13 protein-coding genes are annotated in these 18,165 nt (G+C 45.6%); 10 read left to right on the forward strand and 3 right to left on the reverse strand.

Features of this window, described 5'->3' with window-relative positions; all coding sequences use genetic code 11:
* The first annotated feature begins 22 nt into the window (after nt 1–22).
* From BEP19_RS03540 to BEP19_RS17515, 3 genes are all read left to right on the forward strand, one after another.
* Nucleotides 23–9,580 (forward strand): Tc toxin subunit A-related protein, encoded by a 9,558-nt coding sequence (locus tag BEP19_RS03540; protein ID WP_120188455.1) that lies wholly within the window; start codon nt 23–25, stop codon nt 9,578–9,580.
* Between the two features lie 173 nt (nt 9,581–9,753).
* Complete coding sequence (locus tag BEP19_RS03545) at nt 9,754–10,578, forward strand: hypothetical protein (protein WP_147393761.1); 825 nt, start codon at nt 9,754–9,756, stop codon at nt 10,576–10,578.
* Nucleotides 10,579–10,583: 5 nt separating this feature from the next.
* The gene (locus BEP19_RS17515) at nt 10,584–10,721 is read left to right on the forward strand and encodes a hypothetical protein (protein WP_170145240.1); all 138 of its coding nucleotides are present in this window, start codon (nt 10,584–10,586) and stop codon (nt 10,719–10,721) included.
* Between the two features lie 147 nt (nt 10,722–10,868).
* Here BEP19_RS17515 and BEP19_RS03550 read toward each other — a convergent pair whose 3' ends face one another.
* Nucleotides 10,869–11,621 (reverse strand): SDR family NAD(P)-dependent oxidoreductase, encoded by a 753-nt coding sequence (locus BEP19_RS03550; RefSeq protein ID WP_120188457.1) that lies wholly within the window; start codon nt 11,619–11,621, stop codon nt 10,869–10,871.
* Nucleotides 11,622–11,835: 214 nt separating this feature from the next.
* Here BEP19_RS03550 and BEP19_RS03555 point away from each other — a divergent pair, with 214 nt between their 5' ends.
* The gene (locus BEP19_RS03555; RefSeq protein ID WP_120188458.1) at nt 11,836–12,261 is read left to right on the forward strand and encodes a VOC family protein; all 426 of its coding nucleotides are present in this window, start codon (nt 11,836–11,838) and stop codon (nt 12,259–12,261) included.
* 10 nt (nt 12,262–12,271) lie between these two features.
* The gene (locus tag BEP19_RS03560; RefSeq protein WP_120188459.1) at nt 12,272–12,622 is read left to right on the forward strand and encodes a DUF2200 domain-containing protein; all 351 of its coding nucleotides are present in this window, start codon (nt 12,272–12,274) and stop codon (nt 12,620–12,622) included.
* Nucleotides 12,623–12,704: 82 nt separating this feature from the next.
* Here the strand turns inward: BEP19_RS03560 and BEP19_RS03565 are convergent, their stop codons facing one another.
* Nucleotides 12,705–13,598 carry a putative RNA methyltransferase gene (locus BEP19_RS03565; protein WP_245983290.1) on the reverse strand — a complete coding sequence of 298 codons (894 nt, stop codon included), beginning with the start codon at nt 13,596–13,598 and terminating at the stop codon, nt 12,705–12,707.
* Nucleotides 13,599–13,873: 275 nt separating this feature from the next.
* On the opposite strand from BEP19_RS03565, the gene BEP19_RS03570 reads away from it, so the two are divergent.
* The 4 genes from BEP19_RS03570 (at nt 13,874) to BEP19_RS18255 (ending at nt 16,073) form a co-directional block, all read left to right on the forward strand.
* Nucleotides 13,874–14,770 carry a DMT family transporter gene (locus tag BEP19_RS03570; protein WP_120188461.1) on the forward strand — a complete coding sequence of 299 codons (897 nt, stop codon included), beginning with the start codon at nt 13,874–13,876 and terminating at the stop codon, nt 14,768–14,770.
* 438 nt (nt 14,771–15,208) lie between these two features.
* Nucleotides 15,209–15,514 carry a transposase gene (locus BEP19_RS03575; RefSeq protein ID WP_120188462.1) on the forward strand — a complete coding sequence of 102 codons (306 nt, stop codon included), beginning with the start codon at nt 15,209–15,211 and terminating at the stop codon, nt 15,512–15,514.
* 12 nt (nt 15,515–15,526) lie between these two features.
* A complete protein-coding gene (locus BEP19_RS03580; RefSeq protein ID WP_120188463.1) occupies nt 15,527–15,961 on the forward strand; it encodes an IS3 family transposase in 435 nt (144 codons plus the stop codon).
* A complete protein-coding gene (locus BEP19_RS18255) occupies nt 15,870–16,073 on the forward strand; it encodes an IS3 family transposase (protein WP_120188464.1) in 204 nt (67 codons plus the stop codon). The genes BEP19_RS03580 and BEP19_RS18255 overlap by 92 nt, the downstream gene beginning before the upstream one ends.
* 377 nt (nt 16,074–16,450) lie before the next feature.
* On the opposite strand, the gene BEP19_RS03590 is transcribed toward BEP19_RS18255, so the two are convergent.
* Nucleotides 16,451–16,903 (reverse strand): hypothetical protein, encoded by a 453-nt coding sequence (locus BEP19_RS03590; protein ID WP_120188465.1) that lies wholly within the window; start codon nt 16,901–16,903, stop codon nt 16,451–16,453.
* A gap of 214 nt (nt 16,904–17,117) precedes the next feature.
* Between BEP19_RS03590 and BEP19_RS03595 the strand changes: the two genes are divergently transcribed.
* Nucleotides 17,118–18,125: an ABC transporter substrate-binding protein gene (locus BEP19_RS03595; RefSeq protein ID WP_120188466.1), complete on the forward strand. Its 1,008-nt coding sequence runs from the start codon at nt 17,118–17,120 to the stop codon at nt 18,123–18,125.
* Nucleotides 18,126–18,165: the final 40 nt, after the last annotated feature.

Genomic DNA, 18,165 nt, shown 5'->3' on the forward strand with positions numbered 1-18,165 from the left:
GATAAAAAAGGGGAGGCACTTCATGTCAATTTATCAATTAACCGGAAACGCGCGAGATCGTTCAAAAGATCTCGGCGTGTCCGCTTTACGAATCGAAATCAAGCATAAACAAGCGGTGATCGGCGAGGCAAAAACAGATCAAACCGGGCAGTTTACGATGCGTCTGGACCTAGCGGGGATTGAACGGCCGCTCCGTAAGAACTTAGATGTTCAATTAAAAGAGTTTCTGCAAAAAATGCTGAAGGATCGACCGTTAACGACACCTGGAATGAAGATGCGGTTGGAGCGGTTACAAGCGCAACAGGAGGAACAATTTGAGAAACAATTCGCGCGTCAGTTTGAGCAGGAGTTAAATGAGCTGACCGTCGATGTTTACTTTCAAAACCAACTTCTCAAATCAGTTAAACATGAGTTTAAATGGGAGCACGATAAGCGGACGGGTCTGCTCGCGATTACATTTGATGCAAAGGAACTACCGTCAAAACAAGAAGAACCGACGCAAAAAGGAAGCGAGCTTCGCGTACAGGGCCGTGTCTTGAAAGTCGATGGGTCCCCGCTTCCCGACGGGATCGCCCGCGCCTACGATAAGCGGTTGCGAGTAGAGGAACAGCTAGCCGAGGTAAAAGTGGGTCGGGATGGTCGATATCTGATTCAAACGACCGTTGCTAGCGACTACATCAATCTGTTGCTCCGTGTGTTTGATGCAGATGGAACAGAGCTAGGCGCATCTCCCGTGTTGCATCATGCGACATTGGATGAGCAAGTCGATATTATCATATCAGGTGAGAAGATCAAACTGGCTTCCGAATTTGAGATCGTCGAGCAAGGATTGAGCCCGCATTTAGATGGAGCGGAAGCCGCCTCATTGACAGATGAAGAAGTTGATTTTCTAAAGGAACAAACGGGACTTGATTCACAGCAAATTACCCATTATGTACTGGCGCATCAACTACAAGCGGAGACGAAGGCGCCGTTGGAAACATTGTATGGCGCGCTACGAATGGAAAATCCGATGAGTTTGACTGATTTTCTTGTCAAAGATAGCGATGTCCTAGTTCAAGCAGCGCAAAAAGCCGTCGAATTGAATCTTATTTCCGAAAGTGGCGATGAAAAAACATTTGTTACTCAATTAGATAACTACTCGGTCAAAAAGATGCTTGAAAGTCCGCAAGACGGCGTTCGGCTCCAGCTTGGCGCGCTCGTTAAACTGACGGGGATGACATCCAAGCAACAACAAACATTTGTTCAACATGCGCTCGCGTTCAAAGGGGATGCCAACGTATTTTGGACGGAGTTGAGCCAGCAAGGTGTGTTGTCGGAAAAAGCGGTAAAGGAAGTTCAAACGACGCTGAAAATTGGGGTGGTTACGGCTGGGCATGCGCCGCTGACGAGTGTACTGAAAAAGCAATTCGAGCAAGGGCAGTTCACTGCGCTGCGTGACTTGGGTCGGTTAAAGCAGCAGGATTGGTTGCGGCTAATCGATCAATCGGCTGGCGATGATCAAGCAGATGCGGTTCCTGACGGGATTAGCGGAGATACGGATCAGGACAAACGGGTAACCTACGCGCGCGTTCTGTCGCGCACCGTCGAGGACGCATTTCCAACGGCGGTGTTTGCCGAGCGACTGCGTGAAGACCATCAAGCGCAACCGTTGTATCGCGATCTCCTCAAGACGTTGGACGTCAATCCGGATTTTGAACTCGGAGCGATGTCGATCGAGCAATCGATTGAGCAGCACCCTGACATATTAAAAGGGGCATCGGATCGGGAAAAAGTGATCGATGGTTTAAAGCGAGCGCGTCGCGCCTTTTTACTGGCCCCGCGCTTTGAAAAGTATGACGCAGTCAAAGTGTTGTTGGATGATCAACTCGATTCAGCGACGAGAGTGGCGAGCATGGACCAAGAAACGTTTATCCAAGCTTATAGCGTGAAATTAGGAGGAGCGGAGCGAGCTCAAGTCGTTCATAAAAATGCGTTGCAACGAGCAAGCATGACGCAATCGATGATCGCTAGCTTGGGTCGTCATTTTCACCAAAACACCCCGATGGTCATTCCAAGTCATGACCAATTGCTGGATAATTCGTTGTTCATGTTCGGAGATGGCGTGGATGCCAGTTCACAAAAACGGATGACCAAAAGTATTGACGAAGCAAAGGCGAAATGGGCGGATCTGTTTGGAAGGATCGACTATTGCGATTGTGAACCTTGTCGCTCGGTGTACAGTCCTGCTGCATATTTGACCGATTTGCTTCACTTTTTACAAGACCGACCGGCGGAGCAAAAAGGGCGCGCGCTCGAATTATTCTTTGAAAGACGCCCGGATATTGGCCGAATTTTACTGAATTGTGAAAATACAAACACGACGTTACCGTACATTGACCTTGTAAATGAAGTGTTGGAAGAGCAAGTGTTTCAACTCGTCGGAAAGACAGGCCAAGTCGCCCGCAACACGACGTTAACTGCGGATGAATTGCGAGCCCATCCCGAGTATTTGCAACCAGCGGCGTATGAGGAACTGAAAAAGGCTGTCTATCCGTGGCGTTTGCCATTCGATCTGTTTGCGCGGGAAGCAACGTTGTATTTGGATCATATTGGGGTCGATCGCGCCGAAGTAATGGAGCTGTTGGAGCGTGAATCGGACGAACCGACGGCTGTGAAGATCGCTTGTGAGCGGTTAGGCCTGTATCCAATCGAATATAAACTAATTACAGCGACAAATGGGCAATCAAGCCAGCCTGAAAATTTTTGGCAGTTTGAATCCAAATTGGAGTGGGTCGATACGTTAAAAGGAGACGTTCCGCTTGTATTAAAGCGGGCGCAGCTTACTTTTAAGGAATGTCTTGCGTTGTTACGCGCTGAATATGTCAACCCGAATGCTCAATTTGGTATTCGCTTTATTGGAAAAGCGGACGCTTCTGAATCAGAAGGAGATCTATGCGACCTAGGGCAAGCGTGGTTTGCTTATAAAGGCGCGGAAATTAGCGGCAAAGAAGCCGAAGATTTATTTGCTGACATGCTGAGTCGCCTGCATCGCTTTGTTCGTTTGCAACGAGCTTTGGATTGGTCTACCTTTGAGCTCGATCTCGCGATCGAGACGCTTGGAACAGGCGTGGATCCATTGCTTAAAACGGCCGGTTCCTCCATCATCGTGAAACTTGCCGAGCTTGTGACGTTGCGAAAGCATTCTGATCTGTCGTTGGAAGAGCTGTTGAGCTGGTTTGGGGACATCAACACGCGGGCGATCCCAACCTTAAGCGAATCGAACGAACAGCAACCGTTATATCATCGGTTATTCTTAAATCGGGCCGTCACTTCGCCTATTAATGAAAGTTTTAAATTGACAAGCGAAGGGAAACTGGCGGGGGAATCGGAGTCGCTCACCGAGCATGCGGAGACGATTCAATCTGTCTTGCGGATCTCCGCCGAAGAATTCACGTTGTTGCAAAACGAACTGTCGCCGACGGATCAGTTAAGTTTAGCCGCTTTGTCTGCGTTGTACCGTCATGTCTCATTGGCGCGCAGCATGCGGATCACTGTCGTCGAATTGTTAGCTTATAAACAGCTCAGCGCCCATCTCCCTTTTGCATCGACGCGGGAAACAATCGCGTTTATGGGGGATGTGGAAGAAGCGCGAATGACGCGGATTACGGTAGCTGAATGGGGATATTGGCTGCAAGATACAGTGGGGGATTCCGAGCGAGCAAAGATGGATGAGGAAATTACGGAATTCTTGACTGAACTACGCAGTGGGATTGTCAATCTTTACGCGGAGGAACGGTTGCAAGCGAGCGGGGACGATTCGGAAGAGGCTAAAGACCGACAATTGTTGGACGGTCAGCAACGGAGGGAGCAGTGGATCAAGGACAGACTAGCCGGTTTACTGTCAGTGGATGCGATCGCCGGTCAGCTTTTAGTCGAACAGATCAAAACGCCAGGCGCCTCGGTTCCTGTTTATGAAGCGATCTTGGCCAGCGAATTGGCGGCGGCTCCGTCTGTCCCTGAAGTCGAAACAGATGAGTCGGGGGAATCGGATCAGTCGAACGTGGATCAATCTGATGAACAAACAGAAGCGGCTCCGTCGATCGAACTGAACATCAATCGAGCGTCGTTTTCGGACATTTATGACGGCATCGTTCGCTTGCAAAAGGCGGGTCAAATCGTTCATCGAATGGAGATTACGGGGACATATTTACCAATCGTATTAGCAGGGGGAGCAAACGAACACTGGCTTGATCTCGGCCAACTGCCGACGGCAACAGAATCGGAGTCAGCCTCCTTTACAGCAGGCTTGAAGTTGCAGCGCGTTTTAAACAAGCAGCAACAGACTCGCCCGCGAAAAGGGGACCGCGCTTTTCTTGCGTTACTGGCATTCATGTTTCAAAGCGGGCAAGATGCGGTGAATCGCCCGCAGGTAGTGGATGAGCTTAGCGCCTATTTTGGCTGGGATTCCCAAGCGCTAACGAAAATAATCGGTCCAGAAGGTCTTGATTTATCAAGTGAGGAAATTGCGGATATCGATACGATCGAACGACTGGAGCAGATCTTTAGGATTCTTTCGCGGTCGCAACTTTCCGTTGAAGGCTTGTTTACATTGACAACGGCTGAAGTCAGCGAGGAGATGGCGCGTCGGGCCCGATTGGCGGCTAAAGCGAAGTATGACGAACAAGCTTGGATCGCGATTGCGGAAGGGATTCGCAATACGTTGCGCGAAGAACAGCGCCAAGCTTTAGTCGACTATATTGTCGTCCGTAATACCGACATAAGCGATGCGAACGACTTGTTCGGTCACTTATTAATCGATGTGGAAATGAGTTCCTGTAAGCAAACATCGCGCATCACCCAGGCGATTAGTTCGGCGCAATTGTTTGTGGAACGCTGCCTGATGAATTTAGAAGAGCCCGTGTTGTCGTCGGCTGACGCCAAAGAATGGAAGCAATGGAGAAAACGTTACCGTGTTTGGGAAGCGAACCGCCAAGTCTTTTTGTATCCAGAAAATTGGATTGAGCCGGAGTTAAGGACCGAAAAATCACCGTTTTTCAAAGACTTAGAAGATGAACTAATGCAAGGTGATGTGACGACTGAAGCGGTGGAGCGGGCCTATCGCGGCTATCTAGAAAAATTAATGGAAGTTTCCAATTTAGAAGTAGCGGGCTTGTATCATGAAACGGAAAATGGAACAGGAACAGATATCGTTCATGTTTTTGCGCGTACTCGAAACATTCCGCGGGTTTACTTTTACCGTCAACGAGTTAACGACTCGCGGTGGACCGCTTGGGAACGAATAGATTTGGACATTGAAGGAGACCACCTAATTCCGACCGTTTTCAATCGAAGACTAACTTTGTTTTGGCCGATTTTTACCGAGCGAGTGGTCGAGGAGATTCCCTCTGAAAAGGCAAGCAACGCGGATAAAATGCCGAAAAAGTACTGGGAGATCAAGTTGGCTTGGAGTGTCTTCCAAGATGGAAAGTGGTCGCCGAAACAGACGACGGAGGATGTGATTGTCACAGGAAAGGGAAGCCATCAGCTGCTCAAGAAGGAATCGATCTATTTTCAGGCGCAAAGTGAGATTATTGCTTGCTATGACGGACAGGACTATCTGATTGGCATGTTTTCCTATGATTTTAGTGTTAATCAGGTAAAGCGACATATTCCTATTGCGAACGTTTGGAGATTACCCGAACAGGTCCAGCAAGCGAATTTTTCGTTAGTGATGTCCACGATAGCGCCCGAAGCACCCAAAATCTGGACACGCGAAAGAATGGGATTGCAGTCCCATGGCAGCCTGATTTTACCAGCTCAAAATCACGCGAAAGAGATCGTGAATCAGGTTGTTTTGAAAAAGCAAGCTCCTTATTTGTTGCTGCCAGATACAAAGGAAACAGCTCAGTTCCGTTCGCAGGGCGTGTTCTTTGTTGTGGACCGAGAGAATCAGCGGACCTTCTTTGTCAAACCGAAGGATGCCTATGGGAGGGCTTCCATCCTAGGAGGTGATCTGGGTTGGCTCCCGCCAGAGTTCGTTTTCGATCCAGGTCGATACGGGAATTTTGATTTAATTGATCAGCATGATCTGCTAATTACGGGACGTGTCAAGTTTCCGATAGCTCCGCAGTTAAACGCTGATTGGACTGTCGGGACACCGATTGCAGGAAATCCAGCGGCGCAGATTCCTATTGCAAATGAACCATTTCTAGACGGATCAGTAGGAGGAAGAATCAACCCGCAAATTGGAAATCAGCATTTCGATTTTTCAGATGTTGGGATGCCTGATCGGAACGTAAATCGGATGCTAATGATGGAGCCCACCACTGGTGCTATGTCGGGGTCGATTGCCAATTTTTATACCCTGGGAGAGGGCTATGGCCCTGCTTTAATGCAATTGAAAGGGAAAAGGTACACATTCTATACGTTCTATCATCCGTATGTCATCGAATTGAATAAGAATTTGATTCGCTATGGGGTGGACGGACTGCTTGATCCGAAAGTGGGTAGTTTGTTATATTGCCAACAATTCCCGAATCAATTTGAATTTAGCGCGTACGAACCGCAAAAAGAGTTTGTATCCGATTGCCCTGTCGCTTCAGATTTGGATTTTTCAGCGGATGGGGCGTACAGCCTATATAATTGGGAACTGTTTTTCCACATTCCGTTTTTAATCGCGAGTCGCTTGAGTCAACATCAACGATTTGAAGAAGCCCAAAAGTGGTATCATGCTATTTTTGATCCAACGACGCCTTTATCTGAACAGGAAAAGAAAAAGTCGGAGCAACCCGGCGCTCGCAGGTTTTGGAAAGTAAAGCCATTTTATGAAGAAGAAGTGCGACGATTGCGCGAAATGCTCTTGTTGATCAATCGTTTGGATGAAGCGCCAGCGGTAACGGAGGATTGTTCGCAACAGTCGCTGTTGGAGTCGCTTGCTGAACAGGTGAAGGAGTGGGAACGTAATCCGTTTGATCCGCATGTGATCGCCAATCTGCGACCGATTGCTTACATGAAGTCCGTCGTGATGAAATATGTCGACAATTTGATTGCGTGGGGAGATAACTTGTTTCAACAGGCAACCCGTGAATCGATCGACGAAGCGACACACATTTACACATTGGCCGCGCAAATATTGGGAGAGCGACCACACAGCATTCCCGCGCCGCAAGAATCGGTAGCGCTATCGTTCAAAGATTTAATGGATAACGAAGCGTTGGACCGACTTTCGAACGCGGAAATCGAGGTGGAAGACTTATTGCCTCAATTACCAGAAACGATGGGTCCTGGCAATGCTTCATCGCTGCCGCTTGGACGGAGCTTGTTCTTCTGCGTCCCGAAAAATGATAAACTAACAGGCTATTGGAACACGGTGGAAGATCGTCTGTTTAAAATTCGCCATTGCTTAGATATTGAGGGGCAAGCGCAGCAATTGCCACTGTTCGCGCCGCCGATTGATCCAGGGATGTTGGTGAAGGCCGCTGCGGCTGGAGCTGATATTTCACGGGCAGTGAACGAATTACATGCGCCATTGCCGCACTATCGTTATCAAACGCTGCATCGAAAAGCGCTGGAGCTCTGCCAAGATGTGAGCGGGCTTGGCTCTGCTTTGCTTGCCGCGCTTGAAAAGAAAGATGGCGAACAACTGGCTCATTTGCGGTCGACGCACGGAATCCAACTGCAGGAAGCGGGGCTTGAAATTCGAGCCCAACGGATCGCGGAAGCGAAAGAAGCGGTTGCTGGGCTAGAACGTTACTACGAAGTTGTCGATGATCGTAGAAGCCATTACACCTGGTTGATTGAAGAAGATTTGAATTTGTGGGAAAAAGGTCACTATAAACTAGCTTTAGCAGCGGTGGGGCTTCGAACGATTTCTCAATTCATGACATTTGGGGCGGCGCCGATCGCATCATTACCCGATGTAACCATCGGTGTCGCTGGAACGTTTGGGAGTCCTGTGGCGACTGCCACGACCATCGGCGGCCAAAAGAGCGCGAGTACATTAAAAGGCTTTGCCGATGCATTCAATATCATGGGGTCTGTTGCTGAATCGGGCGGTCAACTAGCCGCGGTGTTCGGTAGTTACGCTCGGCGCAGAGAAGAGTGGAAATTCCAAAGGGATCAGGCATATAGAGAATTGGACAGAATCAAGGTTCAAATCCTTGAGGCGAACATCCGTATCGCGATTACCGAACGAGAACTGGGAGATGCGAAGCTGCAAATCGAGCAAGCGAAAGTGGAAGAGGATTTCCTTGTCCAAAAGTTTACCAACGAGAACTTGTACAATTGGATGGTCACTCAATTATCCAACCTGTACTTCCAAAGTTATGAACTGGCTTACACAACGGCGAAACGCGCTGAAAAAGCGTACCAGTTTGAGCTCGGTCGACATCAGGAAACGTTTATTACGTTTGGACATTGGGATAATCTGCGCAGAGGGTTGTTGTCTGGCGAACGATTGCGCTTTGAGTTGCAACGAATGGATGTCGCTTACTTGAATAACGATCGCCGCGAGTTTGAACTGAACAAAGATATTTCTTTGTTACAGCTTGATCCGTATCAGTTGATTCGCTTACGCGAAACAGGGGAATGTGAGATTCATTTGCCTGAAACGCTGTTTGACTACGACTACCCAGGGCATTACATGCGTCGGATTAAAGCGGTTCGTATGACAATTCCTTGTGTCAGTGGACCCTACACAAGTGTCAATGCGACCTTAACTTTGACGAAAGGGAAGACGCGACTCAACAGTGATCCGAACAAAGCAGAATTTTACGAAACGGTTGGGGCCTTTCACACGATGGTCACCAGCCATGCCCAACAAGACGCGGGCCTGTTTGAGCTCAATTTTCAAGATGCTCGTTACTTACCGTTTGAAGGAGCGGGAGCGGACAGCAGTTGGTTATTGGAGCTGCCGAAAGACACGAATCACTTTGATTTCGCAACCATTTCCGACGTGTTATTGCATGTAAGTTATACGTCGCGTGATGGCGGGAAACGATTGAGGGAAAAGGCGCGTGAAGAGAGAGATGCTGTCTTAAAGGACAGCGGACTGATCGCAACCTTTTCGGCAAAACAACACTTGTCGGCTGCCTGGCATGAGTTCCTGAATGATCCTAATCCGCAAACCGACGCGCATGAATTACATGTCGAACTTCGGACCGATGGATTCCGCGCTTCGTCAAAGCATGAGGTTAGATTTGATCGTGATCAGCAAGTCATCTTGCTTGTCAAGGTGAATGATTCGGTGGAATTGGATGAATTGACCCTGACCATTGAAGGCAAGCCAATCACTTTCAAAGCTGGGACGCAAAGTAAGCCAGCGGACGGAGAGGCGGGCCAGAATGGACCGCCTACGGGATTAAATAGCGAGGATAAGCAGCGGCCACAAGAAGCGCTAACGGGAATAAAAAATATATTCATGGGGGAAGTCAGCGCATCTGAGATCAACCCAGCAGACTGGACGATCACGATCCGCGACCAAGACATTCCTGACGCGCTCAAAGCAACGGATGAGCAAGGCGCGCGCAACGGTCTGGATCGAACGCTGTTCGAAGATATATGGATTGTTTGCCACTATACGCTCGAAGCGAGAGCGTAAGACTAAGTTGTTCAAGACACACCCTATGGGCTCATCCATAGGGTGTTTCGCTTTTTACTGTTTGGTAGATATCCTGCCTCTATCAAACACCCCGCTCATTTTTAACCATGGTTAGAAACCGAAAAATAGATTAACATGGGTATAGCAATAAAACATTGAAAGAGGTGATTACGGTGATGGACTCTTCGCCATCATCTTTGTGCGAATTACCAAGAAGTTTTTTTACGGAAAATGATTTAAATTACTTCCAAAAGTCAGATTACATGGCGCGGCTGGTAGACTACCTTTTATTTGATATAAAGGGATGGGACCCGCATGAAGGGGAATCTAGTGTTGATTTCGATGGGCTTTATGAAAAAGGCTCGTTTCCCGTCCCTCGTTTCACTTTGATGTTGTTTATAGGCGAGATCGATAAAGTAGGGCAATGGCCGGTTTTCTCGACGCAAGAATTGTTGACCTATTTGTATTTTTGCTTTACGGCGAATGAACAACAATCGCATAAGGTGAGGATTAACCTCGAGGCGATGAGTAAAGCGATTGGGATCAGTAAGGAGAGAGTGTACGAGTCGATTGAAAAGTTGATGCGCCACGAAATGGAATGGATTTGGCAGGAGGAGCGAGAGGACATTTTTACGGTGCATCATGTGGGTGTAACTTCCCCCCAAGCAAGCAGCGCGCCATTTGAATTGACTCTGGATGGCGAGATCGAGTCTGAAGAGGTCAAAGAGGTTGCCGTCCCGCAATATTTGCTTGAAGATTATCAGAAGCTAGGTTTCAACGATGACGAACTGCATGCCTTGATCGAGTTTGTGAGTCGTGTTTCGGAAGGGCAATCGATGGAAGCGATTGTAACAGAGATGGTTGCGCTGGATGCGGAACTCAGCCTATTTTCAATTCGGGCTTTGATCAGGAAAGCGGAGGAAAAAGGGGTGCTCACGATCTACACCGATCGAGAAGGTCACGCCCAAATTTCCTGGAAGTTTCCTGGGGAAGAGTAGCGCGTTTGACTAAACGGAGCTTGAGTGAAAGCAGTCCAGGCGGGATGATGATTTGCAACGGCTCCATTGTCCCTTACAGCCCGTATTCCGTGATATTGATCGCTGTAAGGGGAGATTTGACCGTTGGAGCCGTCATTTGCTGATCGAATGAGTAAATCCGCTGTGTAACGGCGCTTACTCCCGCTACAGCCAATCATCCAAGATATCGAACACTGTAAGGGCAGAATGTGCCACTGGGGCTAAAATCCGACGAATTGAATTGGATTCTAAAAAAAGGTCTGCTTAAATGATTAACTCATGTCGATTCCGCCATTCACAGGGATGTAGGCTCCATTCATGTGCGCGTTCCAATCGGCAACGACGCTCAAGATCGCGCCGGCAATATCTTCTGGATTTGCGATCCGTTGCAATGGAGTTAAGGTACGAAGGAATTCATGTTGTTCAGCTGGTTGATCTTTTGTGGCGTCAGTTAACACCAAGTCGGGAGCGACGACATTCGTTTTAATATTTTTTGGACCCAATTCTTGCGCTAAATATTTGGCAAACATATTAATCGTAGCTTTCGCTGAACCATGGGCGATAAAGTCCCCGGCAGGAGTGCGGGATAATGAGGTGGAGATCAAGACGATGTTCCCTCCGCCTTGTTTTTCCATATGAGGGACAACCTCTTTACAGGCATAAAAAGCAGCCCGCATTTCATTGTTTAATTTATCAGAAAACTCGTCCCAAGTCGTCTCCATGAATGGCTTAAAAACGGAATCCATATTCGCGTTATTGACAAGGATGTCCACTTTTCCAAACGCGCTAACAGACTGGTCCACCATTCGTTTCACATCTTTCGGATTTCGAACATCGGCTTGAATGATTTTCCCTTTGCGACCGAAAGATTCGACTTCCGCTTTTACTTCGTTCGCTACTTTTTCATTGCTATGATAATTAATGATCACGTCTGCGCCTGCTTTTGCTAAAAGAACAGTCGTCGCCGCCCCGATCCCTCTGCTTCCATCTGTAATCAAGGCGACCTTGTCTTTTAAAATATCCATTCTTTACTCCTCCTCAAAAACAGATAATGATTTACAAATAAAGAACTTTCATACAAATATGATAAGGCTTATCCTTTGACTTTTTCAAAAAATGCCGATGTTATAAATCTGGCTTGAGAACAAATTCTCTGCCCTAAAAAGCATATTTATGGTAATAATGAGTGAGGACTACCATTTGTAAAAGAATGAAGCGAAACAAAGGAGCTGTTGAATGATGTCATTGAAGATGAATCCGTACTTAATCTTTGACGGTAGAGCAAGAGAAGCTATCCAATTTTACGAGAAAGCGCTTGGCGGGCAAGTGTTAGGTATTATGACGTTCGGAGATATGCCGGGGGACCCGAATCATCCGTTGACGGAGGACATGAAGAAGCGCGTGATGCATGGGCAGTTAAAAGTGGGGGAAGCGGACCTTATGTTCAGCGATACGTTTGAAGGGATGCCTTATCAACCAGGCAATACGATTCAGATCGCGATCCATCCCAAAGAAGAGACGGAAGCGAGAGAGATTTTTGCCGCATTGGGAGACGACGGCGGACAAGTGATTATGCCCCTTCAAAAGACGGATTGGAGTCCACTATATGGGCAAGTAAAGGACAAATTTGGCGTTACGTTCCAAGTAAACGTTTTGGCGGAGTAGCCTCAGTACGATGGCCAAACACAAGATTTATACGATGAGTGTCGCTAAAGTCTATCCGCATTATGTTTTGAAAGCAGAGAAAAAAGGGCGTACAAAATTAGAAGTCGATGAAATCATCCGTTGGTTGACGGGATATAGCCAGGAGGAATTAGAGGCGCAATTGGAAAAAGAGACAGACTTTGAGACCTTTTTTGCAGAAGCTCCTCACATGAATCCAGCGCGGGCGTTGATTAAAGGTGTTGTCTGTGGCGTCCGCGTCGAAGAGATCGAAGAAGCAACGATGCGCGAAATTCGCTATTTAGATAAACTGATCGATGAGCTGGCAAGGGGTAAAGCGATGGAAAAGATTTTGCGGAAATAAATGCGCTGAGAAGGAACAAATGATAAAAGGCTGGATGTGGTCGGGCAACCATCCAGCCTTTTGTCTATGATCGTATTCGAGTTTAATTCCGCCTTTTACCAACTAATACATCCAAATCAACGGTTACTTCAGTTGATTCTTCTTTTAAAAATGTTCTAATCTGATTCTCCGTGGCATCCCACGATAAAGGAGTCATCATTAGCAAGGAATGAACGGATGATCGATTAAGGGTTACTGTATAAGATGACCTTAAACAATCTATCACCTGGTAATTCGCGCTAAATAGTTCAACTGTATCCACATTAGAGTAAACTTGTTTTTCCGGTGTATCGAAAAGCGTCTTTCTTAACTCCTGTAAGTAGCCAGCTTGAGGAATAACTTTAATTACAATGCCATCCGTCTTTAGCAACCTGTTAAATTCCGCATAATTTGAAGGCGATAAAATATTCAAAATAACATCAAACTGTTGATCCCGAAAAGGGGTATTTACAAGGTCGGCAACAATCCAAATCTTATTGTCATAGTCTCTAGAAGCGAGAGAGATGCCGTCTTTTGAAATGTCGACACCTACTCCTGTCACGGTTTTTTTATGATAAGAGCTCATTGCATCACAAATGTTAGAGAGATGCGATCCTTCACCACATCCCATATCAATGATAGACATTGGTTCCATTTCACGGGGCGCATGCTGACATATAAAATCAGTAATTGCCCGATTCATCGGTTTAAAAAAACCATCTTCTATAATCAGCTTTCTTCGCGCTTCAAAAAGTTTCTTGCTGTATTTCGATTGAATTTGCCGTGTCGTCAAATTAATATATCCTTGCCTAGCAAAATCAAACGTATGATTATTTGAACATAGTAAACTTTTCAACTCAAAAACATGCATTGGTAAGTTACAAATAGGGCACTTAAAAATAGATTCAAAACGACTGACAAATTTCGCGCTTCGTATTCTTTTATTAACCTCAAACAAAGGATCCACCTCATTCATTCGTTTTATAGAAAAATGAAAAAGGCATAGACAAATAAACCTTCATAATTATCTTGAAAAAAATTACAAAGATTTAAAATAGTCTATACCGATTATTTTCTATAGCGCATGAATTGAATGATCATGAAAAGGATCTCCTTTGCGTGGTTTATAGGAATTAACCTATAATTAAAAATACATGATTTAAATCGAGGTTGCAACAGACTAGTTAATTAGCAAGCTATTCTTGTTACCTATACATATAGGAGGAGAACTGAATCGATACAGATAACTCAACCCCATCCATCGTCTTACCTTTCGTCATCTCTATCATCGCCATTTCGTTTGCGGCTATCTTTGTGAAGTGGTCCAAGGCGCCCTCGACGATTTTAAGTATGTATCGGATGTTGATCGCTTGCGCGTTATTACTCCCCGTTGTGTGGATGAAAAGAGCGGAAATCACAAAAATAACCAAACTAAATTGGTTGTTGTTAGTTTCTTCTGGCGTGTTTCTCGGATTGCATTTTGCCTTGTGGTTTGGTTCATTGAAATTGACGACCGTGGCTAGTTCTACGATCATCCTCGCTTTGCAACCGATTGTTGCCTTAGTCGGCGGTTTTTTTGTCTATAAAGAAAGAGTCAGCCTCTCTACAATGTTGACAGTCGGGATGGCCTTTATCGGCGTTGTGTTCGTGGGGTGGGGGGATATTGCAATCAGTGGTTCAGCTTTGATCGGTGACTTGTTATCCTTTTTAAGTGTCGTGGCAGTTGTTTGCTACTTATTAATTGGACAAAATGTCGTAAAAAGAATGACGCATTGGGTTTATAGTTTTTGTGTATTTTTCTTCGCGGGCCTATCATTAGCGCTTTACAATTTCATTGCGGGCGTTTCTTTTGTAGCCTATCCGATCCGTGAGTGGGGGATTTTTCTATTATTAGCTGTCTTTCCGACTCTTGCCCATTTGATTTATAACTGGCTATTAAACTATGTCAACTCGACAACGATTTCGATGAGTATTTTGGGAGAACCAGTTGGAGCGACACTGTTAGCGGTTCTATTATTGGGCGAACGTGTGACGGACTGGCAAGTGGCGGGCGGGGTTCTCGTTTTATGGGGTGTGTTTTTATTCCTCATGCAGCAGAAGAAGAGGATGCAACTGGAACAAAGGAGTTAGGAAGAGATTGAGGGGGAAGTTGTAACGGGACTTTTGGCCCTTACAGGAAGCGAATCGATGATCTCGAGCGCTGTAAGGGGAGAAATGTCCATTAGAGTCACTGAATCTAGCCAGGATTTCTGTTTCTGATCTGTAACGGGACTTCCGCCCCTTACAGGAAGCGAATCGATGATCTCGAGCGCTGTAAGGGGAGAAATGTCCACTAGAGTCACTGAATCTAGCCAGGATTTCTCTTTTCCGATCTGTAACGGGACTTCCGCCCCTTACAGGAGGCAAATCGATGATCTCGAGCGCTGTAAGGGGAGAAATGTCCATTAGAGTCACTGAATCTATCCAGGATTTCTGTTTCCGATCTGTAACGGGAGTTGTAGAGCTAGAATAAAAAGTGGACACCCGTTAAGAGAAAACTATAATAAAGCTTAACGAGGAGGTGTTCACATGAGTGAACAACGTGAAACGCGTCAAAGATACAATGAGGAATTTAAAAGACAAACAGTCAAGTATATACAAGAGCAAACAAAAACAGTGACTGAGATTGGCGAGGAGCTAAACATACCGGCTAAAACACTGCATTCATGGTTGGCCAAATATCGGCAATTCGAGGATGAACCGATAATAAACACCGAGAAAGTATGGGAACAAGAGCGAATCATAAAGGAACAAAATCAACAAATCGATGATTTAAAAGAGGAATTAGCGATTTTAAAAAAGGCAGTGCACATCTTCAGCAATTCAAAGAAGTAAGGTTTCAATTCATTGAAGACCATCGCTCCGAATATCTTAAACCAGAACTTTGAAACAGATCGCCCGAATCAAATTTGGGTAGCGGACATTACCTATATCCCTTGCCGTCAGGGGCGAATGTACTTGGCTAGCATTTTAGATCTTTGCACACGTGAAATTGTTGGTTGGCGACTCGGGTCAAGGATGACCACAGACTTAGTCCTTGGCGCCTTAGATGATGCTTACAAAGCAAAGAAGCCAAAGGAGGGGCTGATTCACCATTCTGATCGCGGTTCACAATATGCCTCCGTCGAATACCGTAAACAACTCGAAGCATACAAAATGGAAGCAAGCATGAGCCGCAAAGGGAATTGTTATGACAACGCCTGTATTGAATCTTTTCACAGTCTTCTTAAAAAGGAGCTTATTTACTTGCACGAAATTTCAAACAAAGCAACAAGCCTATGATGAGATCTACCGATACATCGAATTCTTTTACAATCGTAAAAGGATTCATGGTTCATTAGGATATTTATCTCCTGTTCGATTTGCCCAGCAATTCAACAAGAAAGCAGCTTAACCCTGTCTAGTACATCATGTTAAGCTGCGAAATGATTAAATGAATCCAATTGTTTTTCTGTTATTTAATGTCCACTTTCTTTACGGAGGTCCAACATGTCCATTAGAGTCACTGAATCTAGCCAGGGTCTCTCTTTTTCGATCTGTAACGGGACTTCCGCCCCTTACAGGAGGCAAATCGATGATCTCGAGCGCTGTAAGGGGAGAAATGTCCATTAGAGCGCGCAATCATCCTCTGGATATTTCTTTTTCCCCGCGCGTCGAGGTGTTAGTTACGTTCAATTTTATAGGGAGGATCTGGTCGGTTGCAAGAGTGAAATAAGTTTACAGAGGGTCATCCGATAGGGGATCACGCTCTTGTTTCCTGTATACGATTGCCTAGAGTATTTCACGCTCGATCGAGTAGATGATTGCGATTGCTCCCCATAAAGCGAACAGAAGCAAGAAAAAATGAAGGGAACAACCAAGCGCGCTGGGCCATGAAAAAACAGCGGTTGCAACAAACATCCACCAAAAGAGAGGAGGAAGTTGCGCTACAATGAGCAAAAACATAGAAATAAGAGCCGCAGCTAAACTGATGCGTCTAGCTGTATTTGAAACTCCCAATTTGTTTGCCAAAAACGAACCGAGCAAGATACCGACCCCTCCACCGACCGCGTACGTTCCCCACCATTCTGTAATCGCCAGAATGCCGTAGGATTCGAGACCAAGTCCCATAACCGATCCGTAAAACTTAAAAACAGCTGGCATGTACATAAGTCCGATTAAAATCGATGCGATTGCTGATGCCCTAATAAGAACTACGCCGCTGAACCTCGTTAAAATAGTCATTTTGTCAACCGACCCTCCAAATAATCGTTGAATAAATTCATCTCTTTTAATAACAGTCTCTATTTATTACAATGACGTATTATTTTATCTTAAATCGGCTTCTATCAAATCGCAAATAAACTGTTCTCAATTCCTTGATATTAATATGTGAGTAGTATATAATCCCATCATATAATGATAATGATTATCAGTTTCAATAAAAGGAGGGACGACTATGTCCGCAAATACATACTCTTTTAGATGGAATCTCTCACTATTTTTCCTTGCGCTCATTTTATCTTTCGTTGTTTTTTTAGCTGCTTGTGGAAATCAATCCGCGCAGGGAGGCGCAATCAAAGATAACGATGGTACAGAAGGAACAGAAGCAACAGGAACGACGCGGGAAATCACCCACGCCATGGGAACAACAAAAATCGAAGGGACTCCTGAAAGGATTGTTACTTTATACCAAGGCGCAAACGATGCTGCCGCCGCATTTGGGATTAAACCAGTTGGGATGGTTGAATCGTGGCTAGAACTACCGATCTATGATTATCTTAAAGCTGATTTAGAAGGAGTTTCTATCGTTGGACAAGAAACGCAGCCGAACTTGGAGGAGATAGCAAAGTTAAACCCAGATTTAATTATTGCGTCAAAGTTACGTCATGAAGAAGTGTATGAACAATTATCGCTCATTGCGCCGACAGTCACACATGAAACTGTCTTTGAATTCAAAGAAACAGTTGAATTAATGGGAAAAGCGATGAATAAGGAGGAGAAAGCAGCTGAGATTCTTTCTGCATGGGATGCTCGAGTAGCGGACTTCAAAGGGAAAGTACAAGAGAAATTAGGGGATCAATGGCCACTCAATGTTTCTATCCTTAACTTTAGAGCGGATCATGCTCGTATTTATAATACTGGTTTTGCAGGTTCCATTTTAGCTGAACTTGGATTTACACGTCCTGAAAATCAGCAGGTTGATCTTCCGGTAACAAAATTAACGGACAAAGAGAGTATAACGGAAATGAATGCGGATGTTTTCTATATTTTCATGGAAGATGATGCAGCAGTCCAAAATACGTATGAAGAATGGACGAATCATCCGTTATGGGCGAATCTAGACGCTGTTAAAAAGGATCAGGTGTATGTTGTCGATTACATAGCTTGGAACATGGGAGGCGGAATTAAAGCGGCAAACCTTATGTTAGACGATATATATGACAGATTCGAATTAGAAAAATAATCATTTTTTAAACGGGGCGGGAGGTCATCTTCCTCCTGCC

The sequence above is a fragment of the Ammoniphilus oxalaticus genome (assembly GCF_003609605.1).
Classification (GTDB): domain Bacteria; phylum Bacillota; class Bacilli; order Aneurinibacillales; family RAOX-1; genus Ammoniphilus; species Ammoniphilus oxalaticus.